The sequence below is a fragment of the Pseudomonas wayambapalatensis genome, from assembly GCF_049942315.1.
GTDB lineage: Bacteria > Pseudomonadota > Gammaproteobacteria > Pseudomonadales > Pseudomonadaceae > Aquipseudomonas > Aquipseudomonas wayambapalatensis.
Genome location: NZ_JBNFMU010000204.1, coordinates 1 through 12720, shown reverse-complemented (window position 1 = coordinate 12720; position 12720 = coordinate 1). Strand labels below are relative to the sequence as shown.

10 protein-coding genes are annotated in these 12720 nt (G+C 62.8%); 6 read left to right on the top strand and 4 right to left on the bottom strand.

Annotation, left to right across the window (positions count from 1 at the left end; genetic code table 11):
* Positions 1-29: 29 nt before the first annotated feature.
* Positions 30-1055, bottom strand: a complete 1026-nt coding sequence (locus ACPZMI_RS16915) for an NAD(P)H-dependent glycerol-3-phosphate dehydrogenase (protein ID WP_186666218.1) — start codon at positions 1053-1055, stop codon at positions 30-32.
* A 239-nt stretch (positions 1056-1294) separates the two neighbouring features.
* On the opposite strand from ACPZMI_RS16915, the gene ACPZMI_RS16910 reads away from it, so the two are divergent.
* From ACPZMI_RS16910 to fabB, 5 genes are all read left to right on the top strand, one after another.
* On the top strand, positions 1295-3406 hold the full coding sequence (locus ACPZMI_RS16910; protein WP_186666665.1) for a TonB-dependent receptor plug domain-containing protein: 2112 nt from the start codon (positions 1295-1297) through the stop codon (positions 3404-3406).
* Entirely contained in the window at positions 3406-4299 is an 894-nt protein-coding gene (locus ACPZMI_RS16905) for an ABC transporter substrate-binding protein (protein WP_426352695.1), read from the top strand. Before ACPZMI_RS16910 ends, ACPZMI_RS16905 begins: the two co-directional genes overlap by 1 nt.
* Positions 4296-6212: a response regulator gene (locus tag ACPZMI_RS16900; protein ID WP_426352694.1), complete on the top strand. Its 1917-nt coding sequence runs from the start codon at positions 4296-4298 to the stop codon at positions 6210-6212. Before ACPZMI_RS16905 ends, ACPZMI_RS16900 begins: the two co-directional genes overlap by 4 nt.
* A gap of 214 nt (positions 6213-6426) precedes the next feature.
* Complete coding sequence (gene fabA / locus ACPZMI_RS16895) at positions 6427-6942, top strand: 3-hydroxyacyl-[acyl-carrier-protein] dehydratase FabA (RefSeq protein ID WP_054894238.1); 516 nt, start codon at positions 6427-6429, stop codon at positions 6940-6942.
* Positions 6943-6953: 11 nt separating this feature from the next.
* Positions 6954-8174, top strand: a complete 1221-nt coding sequence (gene fabB / locus ACPZMI_RS16890; protein WP_028690472.1) for a beta-ketoacyl-ACP synthase I — start codon at positions 6954-6956, stop codon at positions 8172-8174.
* A gap of 78 nt (positions 8175-8252) precedes the next feature.
* Here the strand turns inward: fabB and ACPZMI_RS16885 are convergent, their stop codons facing one another.
* The gene (locus ACPZMI_RS16885; RefSeq protein WP_426352693.1) at positions 8253-9257 is read right to left on the bottom strand and encodes an amidohydrolase family protein; all 1005 of its coding nucleotides are present in this window, start codon (positions 9255-9257) and stop codon (positions 8253-8255) included.
* Positions 9258-9375: 118 nt separating this feature from the next.
* On the opposite strand from ACPZMI_RS16885, the gene ACPZMI_RS16880 reads away from it, so the two are divergent.
* Positions 9376-10239, top strand: a complete 864-nt coding sequence (locus tag ACPZMI_RS16880) for a pirin family protein (protein WP_186707985.1) — start codon at positions 9376-9378, stop codon at positions 10237-10239.
* Between the two features lie 125 nt (positions 10240-10364).
* Here the strand turns inward: ACPZMI_RS16880 and ACPZMI_RS16875 are convergent, their stop codons facing one another.
* Complete coding sequence (locus ACPZMI_RS16875; protein WP_151925645.1) at positions 10365-11090, bottom strand: dienelactone hydrolase family protein; 726 nt, start codon at positions 11088-11090, stop codon at positions 10365-10367.
* A 196-nt stretch (positions 11091-11286) separates the two neighbouring features.
* A partial coding sequence (htpG, locus tag ACPZMI_RS16870) for a molecular chaperone HtpG (protein ID WP_426352692.1) occupies positions 11287-12720 on the bottom strand: 1434 nt, incomplete at its 5' end.

Sequence of the window (12720 nt, the reverse complement as noted above, 5' to 3'; positions counted from 1 at the left end):
CCTTGCTCTGATTTGGAGCCGGTGACGGCTCAGTTGAAACCGCTGGTGGAAATGAAATCGACGTCGGTCTTGGGCTCGGCACGCATCAGGTGCTCGATCACCTGGGCCAGGGTTCGGCCTTCGAACAGGATCGCGTGCAGCCCGGCCACCAACGGCATGTAGACCTGCACTTCCTGGGCCTTGGCCTTGAGTACTTTCAAGGTGTTCACCCCTTCGGCCACTTCGCCCAGGCGGCTGACCGCCTCTTCCAGGCTCAACCCCTGCCCCAGGGCGTGCCCGACCTGGTAGTTGCGGCTCTTGGGCGAGGAGCAGGTGACGATCAGGTCGCCCACCCCTGCCAGACCCAGGAAGGTCATGGGGTTGGCGCCCTGGCTCACGGCGAAACGGGTCATCTCGGCCAGCGCCCGGGTGATCAGCATGCTCTTGGTGTTCTCGCCCATCTCCAGCGCCACGGCCATGCCGGCGATGATCGCATAGACGTTCTTCAGCGCGCCCCCAAGCTCCACACCGAATCGGTCGGCGCTGGCATAGACGCGGAAGGTACGCCCGTGCAAGACATCCTGCACGCGCTGGCACAGCGCCTCGTCCTCACTGGCAACCACAGTAGCGGTCAACGCATGCTCGGCGATCTCACGGGCCAGGTTCGGCCCGGACAGTACGCCGATACGCGCCTGGGGGGCGATCTCTTCGAGAATCTGGCTCATCAGCTTGAATGTCTGCGCCTCGATACCCTTGGTCAGGCTGACCAGGCACTTGCCGCGCAGCAACTCGGCATGCGGCGCCAGTACGCTGCGCAAGGCGCTCGACGGTAGCGCAACGAAGACCAGGTCGCTCGATTGCAGGGTCGCCAGCAGGTCATTGACCGGCTCGACAGCGTCATGCAGGCGAATGCCTTTGAGATAGCGAGGATTCTCGCGGTTGGTGCGCATGGCCTCGGCCTGCTCGGGATCGCGCATCCATTGACGTACTGGATTGCCGTTTTCCGCCAGCAGGTTCGCCACGGCGGTGCCGAAGCTCCCGCCTCCCAGAACTGCAACAGGTTGCTGTTCAGTCATATTCAATCCGTTAAAGCCATTAAGTTGAGTGGCGACGGGGGCATTATACGGCTCGTCTGCGACAGAACCAGTGTCAGCACCGGCCTCTTCACGGGTAAACCCGCCGGCATGACGCACGAACGTATGCCCCGCAAGAGGGGATTCATCCGAGAAGAGGGCGGCAAATCCAGCGCAGATCACTGGAAAAACCCCCACGGTCGGTTACCATGCCTGGTTTATCCCGCAAACAAGGCCGTCACGTGTTCCCAGGCACGCCTCCTGCCCCTCGCCTGCTCTTGCTGACCGTCCTGCTCGGTGGTTCGGCCATGGCCGATGACCTGTTCATCGACAACCAGAACCTGCCGCAGGTTCTGACCGCCACACGCCTGAAACAATCCCCGGCGGCAGTGCCCGGCAGCATGACCGTGCTCGACAGCGAACTGATCCGCGCCAGCGGTGCACGAGACATCCCCGAGCTTTTGCGCCTGGTGCCCGGCATGATGATCGGCTACGGCGCCGGTAACCAGCCGACCGTCAACTACCACGGCAGTAACGTCAACGACGCCCGGCGCATGCAGGTGCTGATCGACGGCCGTTCGGTGTATCGAGCAGGCCTCGCCACCGTGGACTGGAGCGATATCCCGCTGGCGATCGAGGATATCGAACGCATCGAAGTGTTCCGCGGCCCCAATACCGTCAGCTATGGTGCCAACGCCCTGATGGCCGTGGTCAACATCCTCACCCGCAGCCCCGCCGACAGCCACGGCACGCGACTGAAGATCACCCAGGGCCAGGATGGCATCAATGATTTCTACGCCAGCCAGGGCCTCGGCTGGGAAGGCGGCGATCTGCGCCTGTCGATGTCCGGCATGCAGGACGATGGCTTCGACAAGAACCAATACGGCCAGGACTACCGCGACAGCCGTCGGCTGACGCGCTTCAACCTCAGCGCCAGCCACACCCTGGCGCCCGACCAGACCCTCGAATGGCAACTGGCGGCCAAGGAAGGCAGCAACCAACGCCCCTACACCTATACCCCGGTGTTCCCCTTCGTCACCGGGCGCGGCGACAACGCCGACCTCAACGCCAAGGACTACGCAGGCTCAGTGCGCTGGAACATCGATTTCAGCCCCGAACACAGCCTGTACGTACAGGGCTCGGCGCAACAGTTCGACCGCCAGCAAGTATGGCGTGCCTGCGATGCGACGCTGGCCTTCAGCCCCGAGCTGACCCGGCTGTGGCAGCTCAACCCGGACTACGCCGAACAGGTCGCGCGCAACGCCAACAATCCGCCCAACAACAGCGACCCAGTGCTGCAGGGCTTGCGCAACCAGATCAAGAGTCAATGGGACAGCGGCGGTAACCGTGAGGTCTGCGGTGATGTCGACCAGAGCACCCGCGAAACCCGCTACGACCTGGAAATCCAGGATACCCTCAGCCTCACCGATACCCTGCGCCTGCTCAGCGGCTTCAACTACCGCTATGACCGCGCCGACTCGCAGACCTACTTCAACGGCAGCCTCGACGACCGCACCTGGCGCCTGTTCGGGCAGCTCGAATGGCGCGCCGACGAACACTGGATCCTCCAGGGTGGGGCCATGTTCGAGGACAGCGAGCTGTCCGGCAGCTCGCTGACCCCGCGTGTGGCGGTCAACTACCTGATCACCCCGCGCCACGGCCTGCGCGCGGTGTACTCCGAGGCCGTACGTTCGCCTGACATGTTCGAGAACAACGTCAACTGGAGCTACACGGTCAAGAACCTCACGCCCAACGTGCTGGGTTTGCACAATGGTGAATACTTCGTCAAGACCCGTGGCCCGGGCAACCTCGACCAGGAGCGCATGCGTTCACGCGAGTTGGGCTACAACGGCTACTTCGCCGACCTCGACCTGAGCCTGGACGTCAAACTGTTCTACGACGAAATCACCGGGATGATCAGCGAGCCACTGAAAAACAACCAGTACATCGCCAGCAACGCCAACAAGGCCCGCTTCAGCGGCACCGAGACGCAACTGGACTGGCGCCTGGGCATGCGCGACCGCCTGCGCCTGACCTATGCCTACGTCGACGCCTGGGCCAGCAACCCCGACGACCGCCGCCTCAGCGCTCGCAACAGTGGCTCGGCCGGGTGGATGCGCGACTGGGGCCAGGGATGGTCGAGTGCCCTCTTCTATTATGGCGACGACGCCCTCAACCAGTATCGCTACGAGCGTGTCGACCTGCGCGTGGCCAAGCGCCTGCGGGTGTATGGCAGCTCGCTGGAGCTGGCGGCGCTGTGGCAGCAACGCCTGGATGACCAGCCCACCACCGTCGAGCAGAACCGCTACGACAGCCGCCACCGCCTGAGTTTCAGCGCGGAGCTGGAGTTCTGATGTTGCGCCTGTTGCGCCTGCTGCTGCTGCTGTGCCTGTGGCCGATGGGCGCGCTTTCGGCCAGCGAAATTCTGCTGGTGGGTGCCGAAGACCAGCCCGGTGTGCGCAGTTTCGTTGCCGCACTGGAGGCCCGTCGCCCTCACGACCATGTGCGCTTCCAGACCGTGGCGCAACTGCCCCGCCCTGCGTTGGTCAAACCCGACACCCGACTGATCCTGCTGGACAACGCCGCACTCGACTGGCGCATGGGCGAAACCGCAGGTCCCGCGGCGCTGGCCATGCGGGTCAGTCGCGTTCAGGCCGAGCAGCGCCTGGGAAAGTCGCGCCCCTCCTACCTGAGCCTGCTGTGGAGCGACCCGCCGCTACCACGGCAACTGCGCCTGACCCGCTACCTGCTGCCGCAAGCGCGACGCATTGGCGTACTGTACGGCCCCGGCAGCCGCTTTCTGATCGACGAATTGCGCCAGGCTGCGCGTGGCCTGGGCCTGGAGATCGTCGCCCAGGACTGGGCCGACCTGCGTGACAGTCGCCCGCTGCAGCACCTGCTGGGCAGCAGCGACGTCCTGTTGGGAATCGATGACCCCGACCTGTACAACTCCAAGACCGCCAAGAACGTCCTGCTCAGCAGCTATGGTCGACAGATGGCGCTGATTGGCCCCAACGCCGGCTTCGTTCGCGCTGGCGCCCTTGCCAGCACCTACAGCGATCAGGACGACTGGCTGGCGGTGCTCGACGACTTGCTCGACCAGCCGCCGACACACTGGCCCCGCAGCCTCTACCCCAAACACTACGGGGTCAGCGGCAACCAGCAGGTAGCCCGCGCCCTGGGCCTGGAACCCATCGATCCGAACGCCGCCGCCCTGGCCCTGGCCGAAGGAGAATCCACCCCATGACCAAGCGCCTGAGTTGGGATATCCACACACGCACCCAGATCATCAGCCTGGGCCCCGCGCTGCTGCTGACCCTGCTGCTGATCAGCTTCTTCACCTTCGTGCGTATCCAGGACTTGCGGCAGGAGCTCAACCACACCGGTCAACTGATCGCCAACCAACTGGCGCCAGCCTCCGAATACGGGGTGATCTCAGGCAACAACGAGGTGCTCGAAAGCTTGATGCGGGCGACCCTGAGCATCCCGCACGTGCGTTTTCTCGAGGTGCAGGACAGCCGCAACCACATCCTGGTCTACGTCGAGCAGCCGGGTGAAAGCATCAACCGCGCCCAGCGCGTCGAAGTGTTCCAGGCGCCCATTCGCCTGCAACAGATCCGCCTGGACAACGACTTCCTGCAGGAAGGCAAGACGCCACCCAGCATTGGCGACGATTACCTGGGGCGAGTGATCGTCGGCATGTCCGACGACGCCTTCAGCGAACGCCAGCAGGAGATCGTGATCAAGGCCGGCATTCTCGCCCTGTTCGCCTTGCTGTTTACCTTCCTCCTCGCCCGGCGCCTGGCCAGAAGCCTGTCCAAGCCGATCAGTGACATGGGCCATGCGGTCGAAGCCATCCAGCAGGGTGAATTCAACGCGCCATTGCCGGTGGTCGACGACAGCGAACTGGGTCACCTGGCACGGCACATCAACAACCTTGCCAGCGCCCTTGACCAGGCCAGCCACGAGCAGAAACAGGCCATCGCCCAGTTGACTCAGGCTCGTGAAGAGGCCGAGCAGGCCAACCGCGCCAAGTCGGACTTCCTGGCGATGATGAGCCACGAGCTGCGGACCCCGATGAACGGCGTACTCGGCATGCTGCAGCTGCTGGAAACCACTACACTGACCGACGAACAGGCCGAATACACGGCGGTGGCCAGCGAGTCCACCGGCCACCTGCTCAAGGTGATCAACGACATCCTCGACTTCTCGCGCATCGAACGCACCAGCCTGGAACTGGAGCACATCGATTTCAACCTTGGCGAGCTGATTGCCAGCAGCGTGCAGTCGTTCCAGCACAGCGCCCAACAGCGCAACCTGGCCCTGCGCCTGCACCTGCCGCCAGGCATGGACCGCCTGCAGGTGATCGGCGATCCGACACGCATTCGGCAGATCCTGTTGAACCTGGTGGGCAACGCGCTGAAGTTCACCGAGCGCGGCGAAGTGGAGATCGAGAGCCGCTGGCAAATGCTCGACCGCCAACTGCTCTGGCTGACCTGCGCAGTGCGCGATACCGGCATCGGAATCGACAGCGATCGCCTGGAAACGATGTTCGTCGCCTTCCAGCAAGCCGACAGTTCTATTTCAAGGCGTTACGGTGGCACCGGGTTGGGCTTGTCCATCGCCCGTACCCTGGCCGAGCGCATGGGCGGCAAGTTGCGCGGCGAAAGCCGCGAGGGCATGGGTTCGACCTTCACCCTGGAAGTTCCTCTGATGCTGTCGAGCAAGCCAGCAGCGCGCCTGCTCGGTCACGAGCATGACGCACTGCCGGGTGGCGAAGGCCAGCGGATCCTGCTGGTGGAAGACAACCCGGTCAATCAGAGCGTCATCGAAGCCATGCTGCGCAGTCTGGGCTTCGAGGTCAGCGTGGCACTGGACGGCGCGCAGGCGGTGGAAATGGCGGGCCAGCAAAGTTTTGCGGCAATCCTCATGGATTGTCGCCTGCCGCAGATGGACGGCTACGAAGCCACACGCCGCATCCGCCAGCACGGCGCACAACTGCCGATCATCGCCTTGACCGCCAATGCCCTGCAGGGCGATCGTGAACGCTGCCTGGCGGCAGGAATGAACGATTACCTGAGCAAACCGTTCAAACGCACCGATCTGCAACGTATTCTGCAGCGCTGGTTGCCCGGGCGGACAGCCGCGACTGGCGATTAATGATAAAGTGCGGCAGTCTTAAAGACTGGACAGGGCCGTCGTTGGCCTTGAGAATAAAACTTTCAGTGCACACCTGTACTTCTTTTGCCAGGTGCGCTGTGACTTTCACCACAACGCAATAGTCTACCTGTAGGCTGCTGCCCTGGAATCTGTAGGATTTCGGGTCGGCCGGGAAGATTCATCCCCTGCCACAGGGGGTTATTGAGGAGCTCGCATGACCAAACAACACGCCTTTACTCGGGAAGACCTGCTGCGCTGCAGTCGCGGTGAGCTGTTCGGCCCCGGTAATGCGCAACTGCCCGCCCCGAACATGCTGATGGTAGACCGCATCACCCACATCAGTGAGGAAGGCGGCAAGTTCGGCAAAGGTGAATTGGTCGCCGAGCTGGATATCACTCCAGACCTGTGGTTCTTCGCCTGCCACTTCGAAGGCGATCCGGTGATGCCGGGCTGCCTGGGCCTTGACGCCATGTGGCAGCTGGTTGGCTTTTTCCTCGGCTGGCAGGGCCTGCCGGGCCGCGGTCGCGCACTGGGTTCGGGCGAAGTGAAGTTCTTCGGCCAGGTGCTGCCTACCGCCAAGAAAGTCACCTATAACATCCACATCAAGCGCGTCCTGAAGGGCAAGCTGAACATGGCCATCGCCGATGGCTCGGTCAGCGTCGACGGTCGCGAGATCTACACCGCCGAAGGCCTGCGGGTCGGCGTGTTCACCTCCACTGACAATTTCTAAGGGTTATTCGCATGCGCCGCGTCGTTATCACTGGTCTGGGCATCGTTTCGTGCCTGGGCAATGACAAAGCTACCGTCACCGAAAACCTGCGCAACAGCCGTCCGGGTATCCGTTACAACCCGGAATACAAGGAAATGGGGCTGCGTAGCCAGGTTTCCGGCTCCATCGACCTGAACCTGGAGGAGCTGATCGACCGCAAGGTCTATCGCTTCGTCGGTCACGCCGCCGCCTACGCCTACCTGGCGATGCAAGACGCGATAAAGGACGCAGGCCTGACCGAAGAGCAGGTGTCCAACCCGCGCACCGGCCTGGTTGCAGGTTCCGGCGGCGCTTCGACCCTGAACCAGATGGAAGCACTGGACACCCTGCGCGAGAAAGGCGTCAAGCGTGTCGGCCCATACCGTGTCACCCGCACCATGGGCAGCACCGTATCGGCGTGCCTGGCCACCCCGTTCAAGATCAAGGGCATCAACTACTCGATCTCGTCGGCCTGCGCCACCTCCGCACACTGCATCGGCACCGCGCTGGAGCAGATCCAGTGGGGCAAGCAGGACATCGTCTTCGCCGGCGGCGGTGAAGAAGAGCACTGGAGCCAGTCGTTCCTGTTCGATGCCATGGGCGCCCTGTCGACCAAGCGCAACGAAACCCCTGAGCTGGCCTCGCGCGCCTACGACGCCGACCGTGATGGCTTCGTCATCGCCGGCGGTGGCGGCATGGTGGTGGTCGAGGAGCTGGAGCACGCTCTGGCCCGTGGCGCCAAGATCTACGCCGAAATCGTCGGCTACGGCGCGACTTCCGATGGTTACGACATGGTCGCTCCAAGCGGCGAAGGCGCGATCCGCTGCATGCAGCAGGCGCTGTCCACCGTCGACACCCCGATCGACTACCTGAACACCCACGGCACCTCGACGCCGGTCGGCGACGTCGCTGAAATGAAAGGCGTGCGCGAAGTGTTCGGCGACAAGGCACCCAAGATCAGCTCGACCAAGAGCCTGTCTGGCCACTCGCTGGGCGCCGCTGGCGTGCACGAAGCGATCTACTGCCTGCTGATGATGGAAAACAACTTCATCGCCGGCTCCGCCAACATCGACGAACTGGACCCAGAGGTCGCTGACCTGCCGGTACTGCGTAAAACCGAAGAAAACGCCAAGATCGATACGGTCATGAGCAACAGCTTCGGCTTCGGCGGCACCAATGCCACCCTGGTGCTCAAGCGCTGGACTGGCAAGTAAGACGCTGCTGCGACAACGAAAACGCCCCGACTGGTTCGGGGCGTTTTCATTTGTGTTGCCCGCGAAAAAGCCGGTAGCTCAACGCTGCTTGGGCAGTACCGCAAGGAAATTATCCCGCGCCACCTTGCGCGCAACCGCCTCAGGCAACGCGTCCAGAAACGGCTCGAATCCGTGCATCTGCTCACCGACACTGCCGAACTTGCCGACCACATCCGAACCCAGCATGAACCGCTCCGGGAAGCGCTCGACCAACGCCAGCCACGCCTTGCGCGGGGCGCCTCGCTCATCCAGCAGGTAAGGCTGCAGCACACTCCACGAGAGGTCGATATACAGGTTCGGATAAGCTTCGAGCATGCGCTCCAGCGTTGGCAGGATGAAGTCCATCTGCGTCTGGTGACGATGAATCTCCATGCTGGTACCGGCATGGGCCCAGATGAAACGCGTATGCGGGTGATTGCGCAGCGGCTCTTCGATCTCCGCCAGGTACAGCGGGTTACGCTCGCGCTTGGAGGTGATGTTCGAATGCACCAGCACCGGCAAGTCTCGCTCGGCCGCCAGATGGTAAATGCGCGCCATTGCTTCGTTGTTGGCCCGCGGCGTGTCACCGCTGGTCAGCGCCGTGAGGTCATCATGCCGGGTGAACACCTCACCGATGCCCTGCCAGAACCCTGGGTGCAATTCGAGCATCCGCTCGATGTGGCTGACCGCGTTCTTGTCCACCGGGTTGAAACCCGACAGGAACGGATGAAAGCGTTTCTGCTGCTCGGCCGGCAACTTCTGCACCGCTGCCACTACATGGATATCGGTAGCACTGAACCAGTAGGCATCAGCGTCGTCACCCGCGTAATAGCGTGGGCGCTTGGGTTCATCCTCATGCCATTTCTTCGCCACCGGAATACCGGAAATCATCGCGTGCTCGACGCCGGCTTCATCCATGGCTTTCAGCAGTGCAGGCATGCCTTCGGTTTCCTGGAAGAAGTCGACGTAATGCAGATGGGCGTCACTGTAGCGATAGTCGCGCGCTTGCGCCGCCTGGCACAGGCACCCGGATAACACAATGCAGGCCAGCACTCTGGCAATCATGGAGCAGCTTCCTTGTTCCAGTCAGGAACAGGGTAGACCCGCGCGCCTGCAAGACGGTTCAGCATGCCGCCGCGACCCGCTATGCTAGGCGCACCCCCTGCCCGTCCGGAGCCCGACCATGAGCAGCCCCCTGATCATCCGCCCACGCGCCGAATCGGTGGAGGGCCAACCGATCCTGCGCCCGCTACCCTCGGCTCAGTGCCGCAGCGTCGGCCCCTTCGTATTCTTCGACCACATGCTGGATACTGACTTTGCCCCCGGCAGCGGCATGGACATCCGCCAGCACCCGCATATCGGCTTGTCGACCCTGACCTACCTGTTCGAAGGCGAGATCCTGCACAAGGACAGCCTGGGCTCCGATCAGCGCGTGCTACCCGGTGACGTCAGCTGGATGACTGCTGGGCGCGGCGTCGCACATGTGGAACGTACGCCGGCACAAGCCTTCGCCAAAGGCTCGCGACTGCACGGCCTGCAGGTCTGGCTGGCATCACCCAAGACCCACGAACAGGGCGATCCCAGCTACAGCCACCACCCCGCAAGCAGCTTGCCGGTAAGTGACAACCTCGGGGTACGCATCCGCCTGATCGCCGGCACCGGATTCTGTCTGGAGTCGCCAGTACCGGTGCTCTCTCCTACCCTCTACGCCCAGGTGCAGATGCAGGCGGCAACCTCGTTGATCGTGCCGAACGAGCACGCACAACGGGCACTGTACCTGCTCGATGGCGAGCTGGTGCTCGATGGTAAGGAGGTGGAGGCGTGCAGCCTGGTCGTGTTGCCGGAGGGCGAAGAAGTGGAGCTGTATGCCGAAGGCGAGTGCCAGCTGGTGCTGATAGGCGGCGCACCGCTGGACGGACCTCGGCGGATGAACTGGAACTTCGTTGCCAGCGATCCGCAGCTGATCGAACAGGCCCGGGCACGCTGGGCGGCAGGTGACTGGCCACAGGTGCCGGGGGAGACCTCCCGGATCGAGCTACCTCGATAGGTTGAGCCGCTTTGCGGCCGTTCGCGGGCAAGCCCCCACAAGGATGGAGCAACCCTGACAAGCAGCGCCGCACCCGTGGGAGCGGGCTTGCCCGCGAAGGGCTGCATAGCAGCCCCAATACGCTGTCAGTGTGTAAACACTTCTTCCAGCAGATTGTGCATCGCGCGGAAGGCCCGCTCCGAGGTACGACGGTCGTACTGCATCTTGCCCGGCACGTTGGCATTCGGGTCGGTAAACGAATGCACCGCGCCGCCATAGCTCAACAGTTGCCAATCGACCTTGGCCGCGTTCATTTCAGCCTCGAACGCCGGCAATTGCTCTCGGGGCACCAGCGGGTCGGAAGCACCGTGGAGCACCAGCACCGAGCCCTTGATGCGCTTGGCGTCTTCAGGGTTCGGCGTGTCCAGGGTGCCGTGGAACGACACCGCCGCCTTCAGGTCGGCGCCAGTACGCGCCAGCTCCAGGGCGCAGCAGCCACCGAAGCAGAAACCGAAAGTACCGACCTTGCCCGGCGCCAACAGCGCCTTGGACTGCCCGAGCAGTTGCGCCAGGGCCTCCTGCATGCGCTTGCGCAGCTCGGCCCGGTCATTCTTCAACGGCATCATCGCCGCACCTGCCTCATCGGCGTTCGACGGACGCACGCCCTGGCCGTACAGATCAGCGATCAGCACCACATAGCCCTTCTCGGCCACTTCCTTGGCGATTCGCTCGGCGCCCTCACCGATGCCCATCCAATTCGGCGCCATCACCAGCCCCGGCCGCCCCAGCGCCCCCGGCTCATAAACCAGACGGCTTTCATAGCCCTTGCCGGAAACGTGATAGACCAGCGACTCGACGATTACCTTGCTCATCAAACTCCTCCTGAACCTGGAACTGTTCGGTATCACGACCCTAGTGTGTACGGACCCCGGTGCAAAAGGCTAGCCGATGCTGACGATCTTCATGATTGCCAGAAAGGTCACATTAGAAAAAAGCGATCCTGCAATTGATAAGTGTGAACGGGCACAAAAAAACCCGCCGAAGCGGGTTTTTTCATGAAGCTCGAACTCAGGCCGACAGCTCGACCAGCAGCTTGTTCAAGCGACGTACATAGGCCGCTGGATCCTTCAGGCTGTCACCGGCAGCCAAGGCCGCCTGGTCGAACAGGATGTGCGACAGCTCCGAGAAGCGGTCCTCGCTCTGCTCGTTGTCGAGCTTCTCGATCAGCGGGTGAGTCGGGTTGAACTCGAAGATCGGCTTGGAATCCGGCACCTTCTGCCCGCTGGCCTCGAGGATCTGGCGCATCTGCAAGCCCAGGTCCTGCTCGCCAATGGCCAGGATCGCCGGCGAGTCGGTCAGGCGGTGGGAAACGCGGACTTCAGCCACGCTGTCACCTAGCGCACTCTTCAGACGCTCGACCAGCCCTTCCTTGTCCTTGGCGACTTCTTCCTGGGCCTTCTTGTCCTCTTCGGAATCCAGCTTGCCCAGGTCCAGGTCGCCACGAGCGACGTCAACGAAGCCCTTGCCTTCGAACTCGCTCAGGTAGCTCATCAGCCACTCGTCGATGCGATCGGTCAGCAGCAGCACTTCGATGCCTTTCTTGCGGAAGACTTCCAGGTGCGGGCTGTTCTTCACCTGCGCATACGACTCACCGGTGAGGTAGTAGATCTTGTCCTGGCCTTCCTTGGCGCGGGCCAGGTAGTCCGCCAGGCTGACGCTCTGTTCGCCGCTGTCGTCGTGGGTGGAGGCAAAGCGCAGCAGACCTGCGATCTTCTCCTTGTTGGCGAAGTCTTCTGCCGGGCCTTCCTTCAGCACCTGGCCGAAGTTCTTCCAGAAGCCTTTGTACTGCTCGGGCTCGTTCTTGGCCAGCTTCTCCAGCATGTCCAATACACGCTTGGTCAGGGCCGACTTCATCGAGTCGATGATCGGGTCTTTCTGCAGGATTTCGCGCGACACGTTCAGCGAAAGGTCGTTGGAGTCGACCACACCCTTGATGAAGCGCAGGTACAGCGGCAGGAACGACTCGGCCTGGTCCATGATGAACACGCGCTGCACATACAGTTTCAGGCCGCGCGGCGCTTCGCGCTGGTACAGGTCGAAGGGGGCGCGGGCCGGTACGTACAGCAGCGAGTTGTACTCAAGCTTGCCTTCGACCTTGTTGTGGCTCCAGGCCAGCGGGTTCTCGAAGTCATGGCCGATGTGCTTGTAGAACTCCTGGTATTCCTCGTCCTTGATCTCGGTACGCGAACGGGTCCACAGGGCGCTGGCGCGGTTGACGGTTTCCCATTCCTCGGCCGGCTGTTCTTCGCCTTCGGCGGCAGCAGCCTGCTCCTTGGGCAACTGGATCGGCAGGGCAATGTGGTCGGAGTACTTCTTGACCACGTTGCGCAGACGCCAGCCGTCGGCGAACTCCTGCTCGTCCTTCTTCAAGTGCAGGACGATGCGAGTGCCGCGCTGCGGCTTGTCGATGGTGGCGACTTCGAAGTCGCCCTCGCCTTTGGA

Bases quoted from the DNA above. Each gene is read 5' to 3' on its own strand.
- ACPZMI_RS16915 (WP_186666218.1), bottom strand. From the start codon at position 1,055: ATGACTGAACAGCAACCTGTTGCAGTTCTGGGAGGCGGGAGCTTCGGC.
- ACPZMI_RS16880 (WP_186707985.1), top strand. From the start codon at position 9,376: ATGAGCAGCCCCCTGATCATCCGCCCACGCGCCGAATCGGTGGAGGGC.
- ACPZMI_RS16900 (WP_426352694.1), top strand. From the start codon at position 4,296: ATGACCAAGCGCCTGAGTTGGGATATCCACACACGCACCCAGATCATC.
- ACPZMI_RS16875 (WP_151925645.1), bottom strand. From the start codon at position 11,090: ATGAGCAAGGTAATCGTCGAGTCGCTGGTCTATCACGTTTCCGGCAAG.
- ACPZMI_RS16905 (WP_426352695.1), top strand. From the start codon at position 3,406: ATGTTGCGCCTGTTGCGCCTGCTGCTGCTGCTGTGCCTGTGGCCGATG.
- fabA (WP_054894238.1), top strand. From the start codon at position 6,427: ATGACCAAACAACACGCCTTTACTCGGGAAGACCTGCTGCGCTGCAGT.
- fabB (WP_028690472.1), top strand. From the start codon at position 6,954: ATGCGCCGCGTCGTTATCACTGGTCTGGGCATCGTTTCGTGCCTGGGC.
- ACPZMI_RS16885 (WP_426352693.1), bottom strand. From the start codon at position 9,257: ATGATTGCCAGAGTGCTGGCCTGCATTGTGTTATCCGGGTGCCTGTGC.